At 62.4% G+C, this 17,398-nt stretch carries 18 protein-coding genes; 9 read left to right on the top strand and 9 right to left on the bottom strand.

Annotated features, from left to right (window positions below; translation table 11 throughout):
* Positions 1–366 precede the first annotated feature (366 nt).
* Positions 367–696 carry a VanZ family protein gene (locus KPG71_RS03620; RefSeq protein WP_216336780.1) on the top strand — a complete coding sequence of 110 codons (330 nt, stop codon included), beginning with the start codon at positions 367–369 and terminating at the stop codon, positions 694–696.
* A gap of 10 nt (positions 697–706) precedes the next feature.
* On the opposite strand, the gene KPG71_RS03615 is transcribed toward KPG71_RS03620, so the two are convergent.
* The 3 genes from KPG71_RS03615 to KPG71_RS03605 all read right to left on the bottom strand — a co-directional run bounded on the left by KPG71_RS03615 (position 707) and on the right by KPG71_RS03605 (position 3,442).
* Positions 707–883, bottom strand: coding sequence for a hypothetical protein (locus KPG71_RS03615; protein WP_216336779.1), 177 nt, complete (start codon positions 881–883; stop codon positions 707–709).
* A 742-nt stretch (positions 884–1,625) separates the two neighbouring features.
* Entirely contained in the window at positions 1,626–2,261 is a 636-nt protein-coding gene (locus KPG71_RS19595; RefSeq protein WP_253196083.1) for a VPLPA-CTERM sorting domain-containing protein, read from the bottom strand.
* Positions 2,262–2,695: 434 nt separating this feature from the next.
* Positions 2,696–3,442, bottom strand: a complete 747-nt coding sequence (locus KPG71_RS03605; protein ID WP_216337194.1) for a class I SAM-dependent methyltransferase — start codon at positions 3,440–3,442, stop codon at positions 2,696–2,698.
* Between the two features lie 62 nt (positions 3,443–3,504).
* Here KPG71_RS03605 and gloB point away from each other — a divergent pair, with 62 nt between their 5' ends.
* The 3 genes from gloB to KPG71_RS03590 all read left to right on the top strand — a co-directional run bounded on the left by gloB (position 3,505) and on the right by KPG71_RS03590 (position 7,736).
* Positions 3,505–4,272: a hydroxyacylglutathione hydrolase gene (gloB, locus tag KPG71_RS03600; protein WP_216336778.1), complete on the top strand. Its 768-nt coding sequence runs from the start codon at positions 3,505–3,507 to the stop codon at positions 4,270–4,272.
* 153 nt (positions 4,273–4,425) lie between these two features.
* A complete protein-coding gene (clpA, locus tag KPG71_RS03595) occupies positions 4,426–6,759 on the top strand; it encodes an ATP-dependent Clp protease ATP-binding subunit ClpA (RefSeq protein WP_216336777.1) in 2,334 nt (777 codons plus the stop codon).
* A complete protein-coding gene (locus KPG71_RS03590; RefSeq protein ID WP_216336776.1) occupies positions 6,759–7,736 on the top strand; it encodes a M23 family metallopeptidase in 978 nt (325 codons plus the stop codon). Before clpA ends, KPG71_RS03590 begins: the two co-directional genes overlap by 1 nt.
* On the opposite strand, the gene KPG71_RS03585 is transcribed toward KPG71_RS03590, so the two are convergent.
* The 3 genes from KPG71_RS03585 to KPG71_RS03575 all read right to left on the bottom strand — a co-directional run bounded on the left by KPG71_RS03585 (position 7,723) and on the right by KPG71_RS03575 (position 11,360).
* A complete protein-coding gene (locus tag KPG71_RS03585; protein ID WP_216336775.1) occupies positions 7,723–9,531 on the bottom strand; it encodes a peptidoglycan -binding protein in 1,809 nt (602 codons plus the stop codon). The two genes, KPG71_RS03590 and KPG71_RS03585, sit on opposite strands and share 14 nt — an antisense overlap.
* A gap of 3 nt (positions 9,532–9,534) precedes the next feature.
* Positions 9,535–10,761 (bottom strand): biopolymer transporter ExbB, encoded by a 1,227-nt coding sequence (locus KPG71_RS03580; protein ID WP_253196079.1) that lies wholly within the window; start codon positions 10,759–10,761, stop codon positions 9,535–9,537.
* Between the two features lie 68 nt (positions 10,762–10,829).
* The gene (locus KPG71_RS03575; protein WP_073037181.1) at positions 10,830–11,360 is read right to left on the bottom strand and encodes a gamma-glutamylcyclotransferase; all 531 of its coding nucleotides are present in this window, start codon (positions 11,358–11,360) and stop codon (positions 10,830–10,832) included.
* 64 nt (positions 11,361–11,424) lie between these two features.
* Between KPG71_RS03575 and KPG71_RS03570 the strand changes: the two genes are divergently transcribed.
* From KPG71_RS03570 to KPG71_RS03550, 5 genes are all read left to right on the top strand, one after another.
* Positions 11,425–12,435, top strand: a complete 1,011-nt coding sequence (locus tag KPG71_RS03570; RefSeq protein ID WP_216336774.1) for a DUF2125 domain-containing protein — start codon at positions 11,425–11,427, stop codon at positions 12,433–12,435.
* A gap of 391 nt (positions 12,436–12,826) precedes the next feature.
* Positions 12,827–13,675: a formylglycine-generating enzyme family protein gene (locus KPG71_RS03565; protein WP_216336773.1), complete on the top strand. Its 849-nt coding sequence runs from the start codon at positions 12,827–12,829 to the stop codon at positions 13,673–13,675.
* Between the two features lie 127 nt (positions 13,676–13,802).
* Positions 13,803–14,141 carry a hypothetical protein gene (locus KPG71_RS03560; protein ID WP_216336772.1) on the top strand — a complete coding sequence of 113 codons (339 nt, stop codon included), beginning with the start codon at positions 13,803–13,805 and terminating at the stop codon, positions 14,139–14,141.
* A 25-nt stretch (positions 14,142–14,166) separates the two neighbouring features.
* Positions 14,167–14,337, top strand: coding sequence for a hypothetical protein (locus tag KPG71_RS03555; RefSeq protein WP_216336771.1), 171 nt, complete (start codon positions 14,167–14,169; stop codon positions 14,335–14,337).
* The gene (locus tag KPG71_RS03550; RefSeq protein WP_216336770.1) at positions 14,321–14,611 is read left to right on the top strand and encodes a hypothetical protein; all 291 of its coding nucleotides are present in this window, start codon (positions 14,321–14,323) and stop codon (positions 14,609–14,611) included. The genes KPG71_RS03555 and KPG71_RS03550 overlap by 17 nt, the downstream gene beginning before the upstream one ends.
* A gap of 59 nt (positions 14,612–14,670) precedes the next feature.
* Here KPG71_RS03550 and KPG71_RS03545 read toward each other — a convergent pair whose 3' ends face one another.
* From KPG71_RS03545 to hisC, 3 genes are read right to left on the bottom strand one after another with little or no spacing between them, the layout of a single operon-like run.
* Positions 14,671–15,279: an extensin family protein gene (locus KPG71_RS03545; RefSeq protein WP_216336769.1), complete on the bottom strand. Its 609-nt coding sequence runs from the start codon at positions 15,277–15,279 to the stop codon at positions 14,671–14,673.
* A gap of 4 nt (positions 15,280–15,283) precedes the next feature.
* Positions 15,284–16,201, bottom strand: coding sequence for a prephenate/arogenate dehydrogenase family protein (locus KPG71_RS03540; RefSeq protein ID WP_216336768.1), 918 nt, complete (start codon positions 16,199–16,201; stop codon positions 15,284–15,286).
* Complete coding sequence (gene hisC / locus KPG71_RS03535) at positions 16,201–17,283, bottom strand: histidinol-phosphate transaminase (RefSeq protein WP_216336767.1); 1,083 nt, start codon at positions 17,281–17,283, stop codon at positions 16,201–16,203. Before hisC ends, KPG71_RS03540 begins: the two co-directional genes overlap by 1 nt.
* Between the last annotated feature and the right edge of the window lie 115 nt (positions 17,284–17,398).

Here is a 17,398-nt window from a genome sequence, read left to right as displayed (position 1 = left end):
TCTGGCCCCGGTTTCGCGCACAGCATTTCCATGCGTCCGGGGGCGTTGACAGGTATTCAGATATTAAAACACCGAAATTTGAACGCGGTGTAGCAGAGCCTTGCGCACCTAGCAAGCTACAGGAAAACCATTGCACACCATCGAATACCACATGTTTTCATACACTTGCGCCAAGTGCGACCGTTTGCGCAAAATTTGCCGATTGAAAATGTTATGAATTTTCCGACTTTTCGCGATTCCTTCGCGTCACCCTTGCCCGCGCGGCGGGCGCGGTCGTTATCGCTATCACCCGAAACCCGGTGTTTTCACCCCCGGCAAGGCGGTGTAACCCGGTCCGCGCTCCGATTTCACAAGGATCGCCCGCCCGTGCCGTACAAAACCGCTGTCGCCCTCACCCTCGCCCTCGCCCTCCTGATCGGCTGGGGCACGCTCAGCCCGCCGGGGCCGCCCGGCCCGCCGATGCCTTACATGGACAAGGTCATGCATGCCTCGGGTTTCGCCGCACTGGTCCTGCCGCTGACATGGGTGCGGGCGCGCAGCGCGCTCTGGCTCGCGCCCCTGGCGCTGGCCTTTGGCGGCGCGATCGAACTGATCCAGCCCTCTTTCGGACGCTCCGCCGAATGGGCCGACCTGCTGGCCGACGGCATCGGCATCGCCCTCGGCTCCCTGCCCGGCCTGATCCGCGCACGGGCCTGACGGGGACTTGTTATCCGGCAAAATAGTTTCGAATGGCCTGAACCGCCCGATTATTTCTCAACGCGTTGTCGAGCCGCTTCACTCCCTTCGGGTCCAGTCGGATGAAATTGAAGTAGACAGCGAGGAGAAGAAGGATACCAAACGGTGTCAGCTTGATGAGGAGGGACAGATCAAAATCACTTTCCATGACTGGAACATGGAAATACCGCATGAAACTGTCAATATTGAGAGCGAACCATAGCCCGGTGATACTCAGAGGCCTGCGGCGGCTGTTTCGTGCCAGAAGAAAGACCTGCACAAGCTCGCTCGGCACCAGCCTCACTTGGTGTCATAGGCGGCTATGCGGACTTTGCTGTTTTTCAACGTAAGCCGCGCATCGCCAGACCGCGGGATGGCGATCAAACGGCCATTCTTTGCAGTTTATCCCAGCCAAATCCGAAAGAGGCCAGAACGGGGCGCGGACCTCACCCAATCGCCAGCCCGTGCGGGCGGTCTGGCGATGCGCGGCGGCCTTCGGCCTCTATTTCGCGCAGGTGGGAAGACCTCTGCGGTTTCAATCCTGACAATCGCCGGACATGGTGCCGATGGTCGCTATGCGGGATTAGCTGCCATTGCCTGTGCACGCATCGCCAGCCCATAGGGGCGGTATGGCGATGCGCGGCGCCTTCGGCTCTGTTTCGCGCTTGGAACTAAGCAAAACGGGCTCGATCCGACCAGCAACCTCACCTTGCGCGGATGGTTGCAATACAGGATGAAGCGGTTGCCGCCGTGCAGTTGCAATCCGCTTCGACTTCCCGACAAAGACCGTGACGAGGTGCCGTCTTTCGGTATCAAGGAAAAAGGCGACCTGACCAATCCAGTGACAGAGTGGAACAAGAAGGGGCGGCCCGATCAGCCGCCCCATTCCAAAATCCGATACGAAATACCGCTCACACCGCGGCGTTCGTCCTCCGCTTCACGAGGAAAAGACCGCCAAGACCGGCAAGGAGCATCCACGCCGCCGCGGGCAGCGGAACAGGTGACACAGTACCGAACCCATCGTAACCGCTCTTTCCGCCGCCACCGCCTGAAAGGCCGGTCCAGGTGAACGTGTTGTCGGCTACTTGGTTGCGAATGAATGCGTAGCGATAGACATCCGGCGAACTGGGGTTGCCCTGCGTGCCGATCCACACCAACAGCGCTTCGGCAGAACTGGTCCAGACACTGGCATTGCCGCCAGTTTCCGTACGGTCCGTTGCAACGAAGTTTGTTCCGAGTACAAGGTTTGTTATAGCGCGGCGCGACGTGTCATCGTTGCCAGTCCCGCTGACCAGACTTCTGGAAAAGAGCGTGCCGTCAGGGCCGGGGCCTTCCCCGTTCCAGAATCCATTCCCCCAGTTTTCAGCGGAATAATCCGAGCCACTGATATACCATACCTCGCAAAACGAGCAGTCAACTTGGGCACGCGCCGTCGTACTGCCCGGATTACTGAACTGGAGTGTGGCAGCACTTGCAGAACCTGCCGCGAATAAACCCAGCGCCATGATCGCTGCCGCTCCAATCGTTCCAAAAAACTTCAATCTCATTATCCAAATCCCCAAAAAACTACCTAAACAACCGCAGGCCGATAGAGTTAACTATAGTGCAGCAGACAACCATGTTTCCGTCGTAAAGTCGACTTGTTTTTGCCACATTAACGATTGTCTCCGAAGGCTGGACAATCACGATGTTTTTGCCAGATTTTACAGCCAATCTCTTACCCGCATTTGGAAAATGCCGACGGCTTAAGCATAGCCCCCCTTGTCGGCTCCGGCCTCCCTCCAGACAGTCGCCACAAGCGCCACCTCGCGCCGACACCCCGGTTATGACGCAAACTGATTAACCGGGCGTTACCCCGATGCGCGCCGGTTTCCGCAACGCCCCAAGCGCCCCGGTTTGCGCCCCTGTTGGACGCAAATTTCCGAACACCCCCCGATTTTCGTACAAAACCCGCGTACACATCGTACAAAACGTACGAAACTCAGACCGGCTTGGCCTCGGGCTTGGGTTTGGGCTTGAGCACCTCCAGCGGGCGGCGCACCGTCTCGCGCAATCCCGGCCCCGACGGGGCCTGCACCCGCTTGGTCGCCTCGACCAGCAGTACGCCCCCCGACACCACCATCGAGAACCGTCCGCCCAGCCGCTCCCACATCCCCGCCGTCCTGCGCCAGAACCGCCCTTCCGAGGGCGGCTGGTACAGGGTTGTCGCATGGCCGATAGGCAGAAAGCTGTGCAATTTCAACTGGTTCTCAAGCTGACTTTGCGAATAGGGGCGCCCATATCCGAACGGCGTCTTGTCCGAGCGCGACCACAGCCCGGCCCGGTTCGGCACCATGAACAGCGCCGATCCCCCCGGCCCCAGCACCCGCCAGCATTCCTCCAGCAATGCACCAGGGTGTTCGCTGGTCTCCAGCCCATGCATCACCAGCAGCTTGTCGACCCGGCCCGTTTCCAACGGCCAGAGGGTCTCCTCGCACAGCACCGAGACATTCGCCATCCCCTGCGGCCAGTTGATAACCCCTTGAGGTCCCGGCATTAATCCGATCACCCGCCGCGCATCCTGCAGGTAGGGGCGCAGGAAGGGCACCGCGAATCCGAACCCCACCACCGTCTGCCCCTGCGCCTCGGGCCAGAACTGCAGCACCTCTTCACGCACCGCCTTCTGCGCCGCCCGCCCCAATCGGCTGCGATAATAGAAGTTCCGAAGGTCCTGCACGTCCAGATGCATTGCAGCCAAGCCCATGATCGGTCAGTCTTGGTTTAACATTAACCGGCAATCGGGAAAACACCATGACCCTTGAGATCGAAACCATCCCTTGCCTTTCGGACAATTACGCCTACCTGGCGCATGACCCCGATACCGGCATGACCGCGGCCATCGACGTCCCCGAAGCCGCGCCCATCCTCGCCATGCTGGACGAAAAAGAGTGGCTTCTCAGTCATGTGCTGATCACGCATCATCACGCCGACCATGTGGATGGCCTTCCCGAACTGCTGGAAAACGCGCCCGCCAGGGTGATCGGCGCCGCCGCCGACGCCCACCGCCTGCCCCCCCTCGACATCGCGGTCGAGGACGGAGACACGATCATCATCGGCAACGCCACCGGCCGTGTCATGGACGTGCCCGGCCACACCGTCGGCCATATCGCCTTTCATTTCCCCGAAAGCGCCGCCGTGTTCACCGCCGACAGCCTGATGGCGCTCGGCTGCGGGCGGGTGTTCGAGGGCACGATGGAACAGATGTGGGACAGCCTGTCCAAGCTCGCCGCCCTGCCCCCCGAAACCACCGTCTATTCCGGCCATGAATACACGCAGGCGAACGCAAAATTCGCGCTGACTATTGACCCCGACAATCCCGCGCTTACATCACGTGCAGCCGCGGTGGACGCCGCCCGTGCCAAGGGCCACCCCACCGTTCCCTCGAAACTGTCCGAGGAACTGGCCACCAATCCGTTTCTGCGCGCCGCAGACCCCGCGATTCAGGCCAACCTCGACATGACCGGCAAGGACCCAGCCGAGGTGTTTGCCGAAATCCGGCGCCGCAAGGACCGGTTCTGATGCCCGATATGCCGCAAATCCCGCCTCACGCCGCGAAAGTGAACGGATTTGTCCAAAAAAAACTTGAAGCCACGGCCATATCGACCAAACTTTAATACTATGAGGCCACGGTCGGGGGCGACGTCTCCGACCCAGATCAGAAGGAGCATCCTCGTGCCTTCATTCTCGAACACGCTGGAACAGGCAATCCACGCGGCACTGGCCTTGGCCAATGCCCGCCAGCACGAATTCGCCACGCTCGAACATCTTCTGCTGGCACTGATAGACGAACCCGACGCCGCCCGCGTTCTCAAGGCATGCAGCGTCGACACCGAAGATTTGCGTGGCACCCTGGTCGAGTTCATCGACGAGGACCTCTCCAACCTCGTGACCGACATCGAAGGCTCCGAGGCCGTGCCGACCGCCGCCTTCCAGCGCGTGATCCAGCGCGCGGCGATCCATGTCCAGTCTTCGGGCCGGACCGAAGTCACCGGCGCAAACGTGCTGGTCGCGATTTTCGCCGAGCGCGAATCGAACGCCGCCTATTTCCTGCAAGAACAGGACATGACGCGCTATGACGCGGTGAATTTCATCGCCCACGGTGTTGCCAAGGACCCCGCCTATGGCGAGGCCCGCCCTGTCAGCGGCGCCGAAGAGAACGACACCGAGAGCACACATACGCAGTCCGAATCCGACGCGGTCGAAGCCGGTGAATCCGCGCTTGCCAAATATTGCGTCGACCTGAACGAGAAATCGCGCCGCGGCGACGTGGACCCGTTGATCGGACGCGATTCCGAAGTCGAGCGCTGCATTCAGGTGCTGTGCCGCCGCCGCAAGAACAATCCGCTCCTGGTGGGCGATCCCGGCGTCGGCAAAACCGCCATCGCCGAAGGCCTGGCGCACAAGATCGTCAAGGGCGACACGCCCGAAGTTCTGGCCAACACCACGATCTACAGCCTCGACATGGGCGCGTTGCTGGCCGGCACACGCTACCGCGGCGATTTCGAAGAGCGGCTCAAGGCCGTCGTGACCGAATTGGAAAGCCATCCCGACGCGGTGCTGTTCATCGACGAAATCCATACCGTGATCGGCGCGGGCGCCACCTCGGGCGGGGCGATGGACGCCTCGAACCTGCTCAAACCCGCGCTTCAGGGCGGCAAGCTTCGCTGCATGGGCTCGACCACCTACAAGGAATTCCGCCAGCATTTCGAAAAGGACCGCGCATTGTCGCGCCGGTTCCAGAAAATCGACGTGGTGGAACCGACCACCGAAGACACGGTCAAGATCCTCAAGGGCCTCAAACCCTATTTCGAGGAACACCACAGCGTCAAATACACCAATGACGCCATCAAGACCGCCGTGGACCTGTCGGCGCGCTACATCAATGACCGCAAACTGCCCGACAAGGCCATCGACGTGATCGACGAGGCCGGTGCGGCCCAGCATCTGGTGGCCGCCTCCAAACGCCGCAAATCCATTGGCACCAAGGAGATCGAGGCGGTTGTCGCCAAAATGGCCCGCATCCCGCCCAAGAACGTCTCCAAGGACGATGCCGAGGTTCTGAAGGACCTTGAGAAAACGCTCAAGCGTGTCGTGTTCGGGCAGGACAAGGCGATCGAGGCTTTGTCGAGCGCGATCAAGCTGTCGCGCGCGGGCCTGCGCGAGCCGGAAAAACCCATCGGCAACTACCTGTTCGCCGGTCCCACCGGTGTGGGCAAAACCGAGGTCGCCAAGCAACTGGCCGATACCCTGGGCGTGGAACTTCTGCGGTTCGATATGTCCGAATACATGGAAAAACACGCCGTTTCGCGCCTGATCGGTGCGCCTCCGGGCTATGTGGGCTTCGATCAGGGCGGCCTGCTGACCGATGCCGTCGATCAGCACCCGCATTGCGTGCTCCTGCTGGACGAGATCGAAAAGGCGCACCCGGATGTCTATAACATCCTGTTGCAGGTGATGGATCACGGCACGCTGACCGATCACAACGGCCGCACCGTCGATTTCCGCAATGTCGTGCTGATCATGACCTCGAACGCGGGCGCCACCGAACAGGCGAAATCCGCCGTGGGCTTTGGCCGCGACCGCCGCGAGGGCGAAGACACCGCCGCGATCGAACGCACCTTCACCCCGGAATTCCGCAACCGTCTGGATGCGGTGATTTCCTTCGGTCCGCTGCCGAAAGAGGTGATCCTGCAAGTGGTCGAGAAGTTCGTGCTTCAGCTCGAGGCGCAACTGCTGGATCGCAACGTGACCATCGAACTGACCAAACCCGCCGCCGAATGGCTGGCCGACAAGGGCTATGACGACAAGATGGGCGCGCGCCCCCTGGCCCGCGTCATTCAGGAACACATCAAGAAACCCCTGGCCGAGGAATTGCTGTTCGGCAAACTGGCCAAGGGCGGTGTGGTCAGGGTTGGCGTCAAGGACGGTCAGATCGACCTGCACCTCGCCGGGCCGGACCGCCCGCGCCTGTCGGGCAAGAAACCGCCCTTGCTGACGGCGGACTGATGCCGGGCCTGCGGGCTGCGTTCTGGACATTCCTGCTTTCGGCGGCCGCCCCCGCGGTCGCCGAAATGCCGCGTTTGTCCCTGCCCATCGACTGTGCGCTTGGCGACACCTGCTATGTCGAGGATTACGTCGATACCGATCCCGGCAACGGACAGCGCGATTATGCCTGCGGATTGAAAAGCCGCGACGGCCATCGCGGCACCGATATCGTCCTGTTGTCCTTCGAGGCGATGGACCAGGGCGTCGGGGTTCTGGCCGCCGCGCCGGGTATCGTGGCCGCCACCCGCGATGGGGTCACGGACGTGGCCGTTACTGCGGATAACCGCGCCGGCATCGAGGGGCGCGAATGCGGCAATGCCGTGCGGATCGACCACGGCGATGGCTGGCAGACGCTCTATTGCCACATGAAACAGGGCAGTATCGCGGTCGAAAAGGGCCAGAAGGTGCAGTCGGGCGATATTCTGGGGCTGGTCGGCCTCAGCGGGCTAACGAACGTGCCTCATGTCCATCTGGGCGTACTGAAGGACGGGCAGATCGTCGATCCGTTCCAGCCCCAGGCCACCGATACATGCGGCATGGCCTCGGGCGGGGGCATGTGGCGCGATGCCCCCGGCTATGACCGCGCGGGCCTGTTCACCGCCGGGTTTTCCACGGCGGTCCCCGGTTTCGACGCCGTCAAATCCGGCGCTGCACGGGTGCGCGAAACCACGCCGGATCAGGCACTGGTCCTCTATGGCCACGCCTTCTATGCCAAACCGGGCGATGTCCTGACCCTCAGCGCCGCTGGCCCCGAGGGCGAGGTTTTCCGCCAGAAGATCACTCTGGAAACCCCGCGGGCACAACTGTTCCGGGCCTTCGGGCGCCACGCCCCCGAAGGTGGCTGGCCCCAGGGCGAGTATCGCGGCTATGTCCGGCTGACGCGCGACGCGCGGGTGATCGCCGTGCGCCACGCCGATATCACCGTCACTTCCCGGTAAATTTCAACTCGATCCGCCGGTTCTGCGCCCGCGCCTCCGCGGAGTCGGCGGGGTTGACCGGCTGGTATTGCCCGAACCCGTTGGCCGACAGCCGCGCGGGCGGCAGCCCAAGCGCGTCGATCATATAGCGCACCACCGACAACGCCCGTGCCTGACTGAGCTCCCAGTTGTCGGCAAAGGCCGCGCCGGGACGCACCGGCACATCATCCGTATGCCCATCCACCTGCAAGACCCAGTCGATCTCGGGCGGGATATCGTCGATCACATCGCTCAGAATGTCGGCGACATTGGCGATCTGCCCGCGTCCGGCAGCAGACAATTCCGCCTCGCCCGGCGCAAACAGCACCTCCGAGGAAAACACGAACCGGTCGCCTTCGATCCGAATCCCCTGATGCGTGCCCAGAACGTCGCGCAACCGGCCAAAGAATTCCGAACGATAGCGCTCCAGATCCTCTTTCTGTTCTTCCAGCAATTTCGCACGGGCCTCTTCGGCCTCGCGGCGGCGGCGCTCTTCGGCGGCGACACGGGCAAGCGCGGTGTTCAACTCGTTGCCGAGCGATTGCAACTGCACGTCCGAGGCCGCCTCGCGCGCCCGCGCGTCATCCAGCAATCCCTGCAATTGCGACAACTGCTCTCGCAAGGCGGCAACCTGACGGTTCAGAAGCGCCTGCTGCTTCTGCGCTTCGCTGGCGAGCTCCTGTTGCTCGGCCAGTTTGTCCCGCGCCTGCGCCAACAATACCGCGCGCTGTTCGGCTTCGCTCATCCGGTCTTCGGCGCGTGTTTCGGCCTCGACCCTGGCCGCCAGGGCCGCGGCCAGACGCGCACGCAGATCACCGACATCGCCCATTTCGGCCAGTTGCGCCTCGAGCTCGGCAATCCGCGCCTCGCTCTGCGCCAGATCCTCGCCGGTCTCCTCCCGAGCCAGCAGCGCGGCAGCAAGGCGTTCGTCCAGGTCCTCTTGCGCGACCTCGGCAGCGGCCAGCAGCGTCAGGGTTTCCTCGGCGCGCTTGCGCTGTTCCTCCAGTGCCAAGGTCATCGAGGTCAGTTCCGCATCGGCATTCTTCAGCTTTTCGCGCAACGCTTCGGCGGCGGCGGCCTCGGCCAGACGTGCCTTTTCCTCTTCGCTCAACTCGGCCTCGAGATCGCCGACCTGCCGCGTCAATTCCGCCTGCTCCGCCTCGCTGTCCGCCGCATCGGCACGCAGATCGGCCACCAAAGCCTCGAGCGCCTCGCGCCTGGCGGCGGCCAGACGGGCCGCCTCTTCACCTGCGCTCACCTCGTCCCGCAGGTTCGACAAGGCCAGTTGCAGCGCCTCCTGCTCCGAGATCAGCTCCTCCCGCTCGCTTTCCAGATCGGCAACCTGCCCAAGCGCGCGATCCCGCTCCGACAGCAACCCGGCGACCTGTTCCTCGAAACTGGCGATCCGGCCCTGCGCCGCACCGAGGGCTGCGGCCTGCTCCTCGGTCTGGCTGCGCAGGGTCGCGATCAGCGCCGCCTGTTCTTCCTGCCGGGCACGGGCATCGCCAAGCGTGACCGTCAACTCGCCCACGCGCTCGCTCAACGTCGCGCTGCGGTCGCGCTCCAGCCCAAGCGCCTGCGCCAGAGCATCCACCTCCGCCGACAATTCATCCAGTTTGCTGGCCTGCCCCGTGATGGTTTCCCGCAATGCGAATTGCACGACCATGAAAATGGTCAGCACGAACATCAGCACCAGCAACAGCCCCGTCATCGCATCCACGAATCCCGGCCAGATCGAAGCCTGGAATCGTGCGCCGGTGCGCCGGGACAGCGCCATCGCCTAGCTCTCCTGCCTGTCGTCGGCGTTCGGATGCATGGGCGGTGTCATACCGGGCCGCGTGTCGCGCATCTGGTTGAAAATCTTGGTCAACGCCGCCAGATCGGTGCGCAGTTCGGTCATGGTTTCCTGACGCCCGGCGCTGATCTCTTCGAGAATGCGCAGCATCTGCACGTCGATCGAGCGCAGGCGCATCCGGCTTTCGGCATCCAGACCGGACTCGCCCCCACTCCTGACCTGGTGTTCCTGAATGACGTCGATCAAACGTTCCTGCCCCTCGGCCACCCGCGTCAGGGCCGCGTTCACCGGGTTGGAGCCGCTCATCCGGTGGGTCAGGCGTTCGATGGAATCCGCCAGGACGCCCAGTTTTTCATCCACCATGGCACGGCTGACATCGGATTGGGTCAGCACCGTCTGAAGGCTGTCCATCTGCCCGGCCATGTAATCCAGCACATGCGCCACGGCACCGGCCTCGCCGCTTCCTTCCCCGTCCCCCGAGGAAAAGCCGACCCGCGTGATCGTGGACATCCATTCCTCGAGCTCGCGATAGAACCGGTTCTGCCCGTGACTGGCGAACAATTCCAGCAGGCCCACCACCAAAGACCCCGCCAACCCAAGCAGGGACGAGGCAAAGGCCACGCCCATGCCGCCAAGCTGCGCCTCCAGCCCGGTCATCAGCCGGTTGAACACCTCGACACCGCCTTCGCCCTCTTGCGGGGCAAGGCTGCGGATCGTGTCGACCACCGCCGGAACGGTCGTGGCCAGACCGTAAAACGTACCCAAAAGGCCAAGGAAAATCAGCATGTTGACGATATAGCGCGTAATCTCGCGCGCCTCGTCGATCCGCTGCGCCACCGAATCCAGTATCGACCGCGCCGAGGTCGAGGCGATCTGCATCCGCTTGCCGCGCTGGCGCAACAAGGTGGCCAGCGGCGCCAGCAACAGCGGCGCCTTGATCATCTCGTGGCCCGGATACTGGGCGGCGAACCCTTCGATCCAGCGGACCGATCCGATCAGCTGGAACACCTGCCAGAAACAGGCCACCACGCCGATCACGAACACGAACAGGATGAACCCGTTCAGCCACGGATTGGCCTGAAATACCGGCAACACCCGCGGCAGGGCCAGAAAGGCCCCGGCGGCTGTCAGTCCCAGAACGATCAGCATCAGAACGATCTGGCGAACAGGGCGTGAAAACTGCGGCTCGACCTCGCGGTCCGGCTGGTCCATCTGGACGGCTCCCGGCTCTGGTTCTCGTTGCGCCAACCCTACGCGCACACGGCTTTCAAGCCAAGGGCTTATGCACCGATCGCCCGCACCCGCCGCGTCAGCCACGCCAGATCGCTATCGATGATGCCCAACTCGTCCAGATGAGCGGCCGTGTTGAACAGATATTCGGTGTTCGGCCCGCGCCCGCCCACGGCCCGCGCGATGATATGCGCCTGCTCTTCCAGATCCATCCCGCCGCAATACTGCACATGATCCGGGTCGATCACATAGGTCAGCGCCTCGACCTCGCGGCCATCGGCCAGATGAATGGTCAGCCGTTTTTCCAGATAGGCCGACGAAATGAGTTCCCGCTCGCGCAGGTAGGCCAGCACCTGATCCTGCTCGTGATCGGCCACCGACAGGCCCACGCCCCGGCACTGCGCGCCCTCGGCAGCGTCCAGCGCCAGCACGAGACCCGGCTCGGCCTCGGTGCCCCGGTGATGGATCGAGCGCATGCAGAAACTGCGGTGATACCCCGGCAAGGTGGCAATCACCCGATCCTGCACGTCAAAGCCCGGATTCCACACCAGCGATCCATAGCCAAAGACCCACATCGTCATTTTACTGTCCCTCGCGCTTTTGAAGTCTTAAACACCATCGCGGACCGTCATGAAAGGGCGCGCAATGCTGAGATTCCTGATCACCGTGATTCTGCTCGCCGCTGCGGCCTGGGCCGGGTACTGGTTCGTCGGCTCGACAGGTGTGCAATCGGGCTTTGCCGCGTGGTTCGATCAGCGCCGGGCCGAAGGCTGGGTCGCAGATTACAGTGATCTTGGCGTCCAAGGCTTTCCCAACCGGTTCGACACGGTGGTCACCGGCCTCACACTGGCCGACCCCGACACCGGGCTCGCATGGGACGCGCCGCAATTCCAGATCAACGCGCTCAGCTACCGGCCCAACCACGTGATCGCCGTCTGGCCCGAGACGCAACGCCTTGCCACCCCGCTGGCGAAATACGACCTGCAAAGCCAGGACATGCGCGCCAGCCTCGTGCTGGAACCCAACACCAGCCTGGCCCTGCAACGCACCACCCTGACCGCCGAGGAACTGGTGATTCACCCGCTCGACGACAGCGGCGACACCTCGCTGCAAGCGCTGCAGCTGGCCGCCGATCACGTCCCGATGCAAAACCTTGCCACCTATCGGCTGGGCCTGGCCGCCGAGGGCCTGTCGCCCGCGCTTGCATGGCGCGAAACCGTCGACCCTTCGGGGCGCCTGCCGGAAACCTTCGATGCGCTCAACATCGACCTGACCGTCGAATTCGACAAACCCTGGGATCGCACTGCCATCGAAGACGCCCGCCCGCAACCGCGCCGGATCGACATCCGGCTGGCCGAGGCCCGCTGGGGCCGGCTGGAATTGCAGATGGCCGGCGAAATGAGCGTCGATGCCTCGGGCCACCCCGAGGGCGAGGTCATGATCAAGGCCCGCAACTGGCGCGATATCCTCGACCTGGCGGTGAAGGCCGGGGCGATGCCACAGGGCATGGCCGGAACCGTGGCCGACGGGCTGGGCCTGATTTCGCAAATGGCGGGCAACCCTAGGACACTGGATATCCCGCTGACCCTGCGCAACGGCGGCGTTTTCCTGGGGCCGGTACCCATCGGCCCCGCACCGGTGCTGCGCCTGCGCTAGGGCCTTGGGGGCTTTGCCCACGACATTCACGATATACCCGCCACAAACTCGTCCTTCGTCGTAAACCTGAGCTTTGAGGTTGCGAAACTCGCAACAATCGAATTCCGGTTCCGCCTGTTGACTTCATAAGGTTGATGAAGTTCCAATCGCCGATAAGTTGTTTTCTTGGGGGCGATGTTTGGTGCGGTTCGTTTGCGTGTTGCTTTCCTGTCTTCCTTTTCCCTTGGGGCTGAAGTTGGCAACGGCCAAGCGGGGCTTGAGGGTGTGTATTCCCATTCTTGTCGTCAGTGCCGCACCCGGACATGCCGATAGCGATCGGTCATACCAACTGAGCACCGGGGAGGCCGTCGCGCCGTTAGAGCGCTTTCGAGAATGCGACGTTTGCCCGGAGATGATCGTGATCCCGCCGGGGGCGTTCATGATGGGGGCGACGCAAGAGTCCTCGCGGTTCCCCTATGATATGTTCGGCAAGGACGCGACCTTTCGCCAGCGTGCGCGTGACGAGATACACATAATTCGAAATGAACACCCACGTCACTTGGTCGAGATGGACATTCCTTATGCGATCGGCCGAAACGAGTTGACACATGCAGAATGGATGGTCTGTGTCGAGGCGGGGGGCTGTTCGCATGTTCCCGATCACCGCACCCTCAGTCAGCGCGGCTATGTGTCCTTGGGGCCAGATCACCCTGTCATCAACGTCTCTTTTCTGGATGCGGTGGAGTTTGCAGACTGGGTCAACAGCCAGGTCGGGGATGATGTTTACCGTCTGCCGACCGAAGCGGAATGGGAATACGCGGCGCGGGCGGGCACGACGACACGGTTTGCGCAGGGGGACGATCTGGACAGCACTCAGGCCAATTTCCTCGGGCGCGTAACCGAACAGACCCTTGGTGTCCCCCTGCCGCATCTCAAGAACCGCGATACCGTGGTTGCCGTGGACGAGCTTGACGCCGCGAATGGATGGGGGGTGCGTCACATGTCAGGCAATGTGTGGGAATTCACCCGGTCTTGTTGGTCAGACGAGCATTTGGGATTGCCGACTGATAGCGCCTACCTGGCGCGCACACAGACATGTCCGGTCAATGCAAACGCACATCGGCGCGTTGCCAAGGGAGGTGGGTTTCAAAGTGGAATGGATAATCTTCGCCCGGCCAGAAGGACACGCCCATCCGAGACGAGCCGGCGTGATTTCACGGGCTTCAGGCTGATTAGAGAATTTAAGACGGAGAGTAAGTGATGAGTTTTCACAATGGCTATGCAACGAGCAAAATTTACCGCCTCACAGGAGGAATGCGTGATCTCATCAGCGCGTTTGAAAGAGGTCAATTTTCGCACAAGTATTTGCCCTCTTGGGGACTTCAAGAATGACTTTGCCGTTCGTCGCGGCGTCCCTGAACGATTTTGTCGGATCCGAAGACTATGGGGCCCTGATTGGCGCAATCGTTTTGGGGTTAATCATTTACGCGGGATATTATGGTTATGGGTTTTGGTTCAAAATCAGGAAGCTACACAACGAATTCTATCCTGAAGGCCACTCTGCCGAAAATCGAAATTTTGGGATACTCCGCTTGCTGCCCGGCCCCGATAAGGACGACCCCGTCAACAAGGCGTATTCGGATGCGTATTACAGACTGGCGCGCAAATCCGGGATCAGGGTCTTTGCTGCATTATTCGTAGCAGGCATGATCAGTTATTTTTCATGAAGCACTGTAGTAAAGGCGTGCGATTATGGCTGTCGTAGACCCACAGGTGACCGACACAAACGCATCCTTTGCCGAAAATGCGAGTTTTTCGCTCACGGGCGTCTTTTCGAATGCAACGGATGCATCGCAAGCCGCGGCAAAACGGGCACTGGTGGCCCAAGGTAAAGAGGGGGAGGGTCTTGATCTTCGATTATGAGAATGTCTGGAAGACACTGCTGATCTTTGCGGTCTTCATCTACATCGTCAGAACCTTCGGCGGGTTCTGGGATCAAGCGCTGAAAAGGCGCAATGAAATCTATGGGACGGAAAACACTTATCGTGACCCGATTTTCTTTCCAGTCCCTGCCTCCAACGACAAAACCGACCCTCGATGTCTGGAGTACCACAGCTTCTTTTATCCGCGCGTGTGGAGGATGTTCGCAAAAGTGACCATCGGCTGGCTCCTGATCGTTGGTATCTCGTTTACCTGAAAAGAAGAAAGCCATATCGGCAATGTCGTAGGGTGCGCATTTACTGCGCACCGCATGCCTCAGCGGCAATACGGCCCATAGCCGTGTTCGGCCGTGTCGAAATGGAAATGATCCTGATGGTGCCGGTCCGAGTTGGGCCCCAGAACCGTCCCGAACGGCCCGCAGGCGGCGCCGTGCAATTTCCGCAGGATGCGCCCGTGCTTGCCCCGTCCCCAATCGTTCAACACCGAAATTTCCGCCCCGTCGGCTAGTTGGATGGCGGCGATGTCGATGGCCTTGCCTTTGGCGTGTTCGGACAGGCGCGCGCCGGGGCGGTGATTACGCGTCCGGCAGGCGTAATGCGCCGGCACCCGCAAGGCCGTGGCTCCGCCGCCGGTCTTGCCGACCGCCGGAATCATGTCGCGGTCGATCCACCCCTTAAGGGTGCGCGCGGTGTTGCATTCCATGACCGACGGCTGGCTCAGCGCAATTCCGCCGATCCGGCGCACGCGCACAGCCGCCTGTATCCCGCAGCCCCCCGGCCCCGGCACTTCGCCGACGACTTCGCCCCTGATCGACGGATCACCGCAAACCGATCCGCGGCTTGATATAACCGGGTCTTGCTGACCGCCTCCGGGAATCATCGAACACCCCATCAAAATCAATGGGATAAGCAGAACCTTGCGCATCTCGTCACCCTTTTTTCACCCGTCCGAAATCCGGTGCATCCGTATCCTGCCCGGCTTCAATGATCCCGCGCCGAATGGCACGCGTGCGGGTAAAATACTCGAACAGGTGATCGCCGTCACCGGTACGGATCGCGCGTTGCAGCGCGAACAGCTCTTCGGTGAAGCGGCCCAGGATTTCCAGCGTGGCCTCTTTGTTGTTCAGGAACACGTCGCGCCACATGGTCGGATCGCTGGCGGCGATCCGGGTGAAATCCCGAAAGCCCGCGGCGGAATACTTGATCACCTCACTATCGGTCACCCGGCGCAGGTCGTCGGCCACGCCCACCATCGTGTAAGCGATCAGGTGGGGCGCGTGGCTGGTGACGGCCAGCACCAGATCGTGATGCTCGGCATCCATTTCTTCGGTCAGCGCGCCCATGCCCTGCCACAGGGCCTCGACCCGCGCCACGGCATCGCGATCGCTGCCCTCGACCGGAACGATCAGGCACCAGCGATTGTCGAACAACTCGGCAAAACCGGCGCGCGGGCCGGAATGCTCGGTGCCCGCCAGCGGGTGGGCGGGCACGAAATGCACGTTTTCGGGCAGATGCGGGGCAACGGCCTCGATCACCGCCTTCTTGACCGATCCGACATCGCTGACCGTCGCGCCGGGCTTGAGCGCCGGGGCGATCTCGGCGGCAACGGCGGCCATCGCGCCCACGGGAACGCAGAGCACCACCAGATCGGCCCCTTCGACAGCTTCGGCGGCGCTGTCGCACACCCGGTCGCACAGGCCGATTTCGCGCGCGGTATCGCGGGTTTCGACCGAACGGGCATAGCCCGTCACCTCTCCGGCCAGCCCCGCGCGCCTGATCGCCCAGAACATCGACGAGGCGATCAGCCCCAGACCGATCAGCGCGACGCGGTCATATACCTGCGCCATCACTCATCCCCCATGAACTGCCCCACCGCATGGGCCACCCGGCGGCAACTGGGCTCGTCGCCGACGGTGATGCGCAGGCAATTGGGCAGCTTGTAGCCATGCACCCGGCGCACGATCAGCCCCTCGGATTTCAGGTATTCGTCGCAGGCTTCGGCCTCTTGCTGGCTGGAGAACCGCGCAAGGATGAAATTCGCCATCGACGTGTCCGACGGCACCCCGTGCCCGGCCAGAGCCTCGGCCAGCCATGCGCGCAGCCGCGTGTTGTCGTTGCGGCACTTCTCGGCCCAGGCTGTATCGCGCACTGCCGCCTCGGCGGTGACAAGGGCGGGCTGGCTCAGGTTGAAGGGGCCGCGAATGCGGTTCAGCACGTCGATCACATGCTGCGGGCCATACCCCCAGCCCACGCGCAACCCGCCAAGCCCGTAGAGCTTGGAGAAGGTGCGCGTCATCACCACATTGTCGCGGCTCTCCACCAGCCGCGCGCCGCCATCGTACCCGTCGACATATTCGGCATAGGCCCCGTCGATCACCAGAAGGACATGATCGGGCAGGCCATCGGCCAGCCGTGTCAACTCGCCTTCGCCGATCATCGTGCCGGTGGGATTGTTCGGATTTGCGATGAACACCAGTCGCGTGGCGTCGGTGCAGGCGGCCAGGATGGCATCCACATCCGTGACCCGCTCGCGCTCGCGCACCTCGACCGGGGTCGCGCCATTGGCCAGCGCGCCGATGCGATACATCGCAAAGCCATGCTCGGTGTGGATCACCTCATTGCCCGGCCCGGCATAGGCCTGGCACAGAAAGGCGATGATCTCGTCGCTGCCCGCGCCGCAGATCACCCGCGCGGGATCGAGGCCGTGCACCTCGCCGATCGCCTCGCGCAGCGCGCGGTGATCGGTCGAGGGATACCGGTGCAGGTCGAACCCGGCCTTGCGGAACGCGTCCTTGGCGGCCTCGCTCGGACCGAACGGGTTTTCGTTCGAGCTGAGCTTGACCACGTTCGACACACCCTCGATATGCGAGGCCCCGCCCTGATACAGGTCGATCTCCAGAATACCCGGTTGTGGCGTGATCTTGGTCATGGCGCATACTCCCCTGCCGGTGTTCTAGCTTTGCCCCCTGGCCTTGGCCAGCTTCAAAAGACACGGCGAAAGGCTGACGTCCAAACGTGGCAGCTCTGCCACTCCTGCACATCGG

This window comes from Roseovarius sp. PS-C2 (assembly GCF_018862045.1).
Lineage (GTDB): Bacteria > Pseudomonadota > Alphaproteobacteria > Rhodobacterales > Rhodobacteraceae > Roseovarius.
The sequence above is the reverse complement of the archived record's forward strand: the minus strand, read 5'-3'. Positions and strand labels throughout refer to the sequence as shown.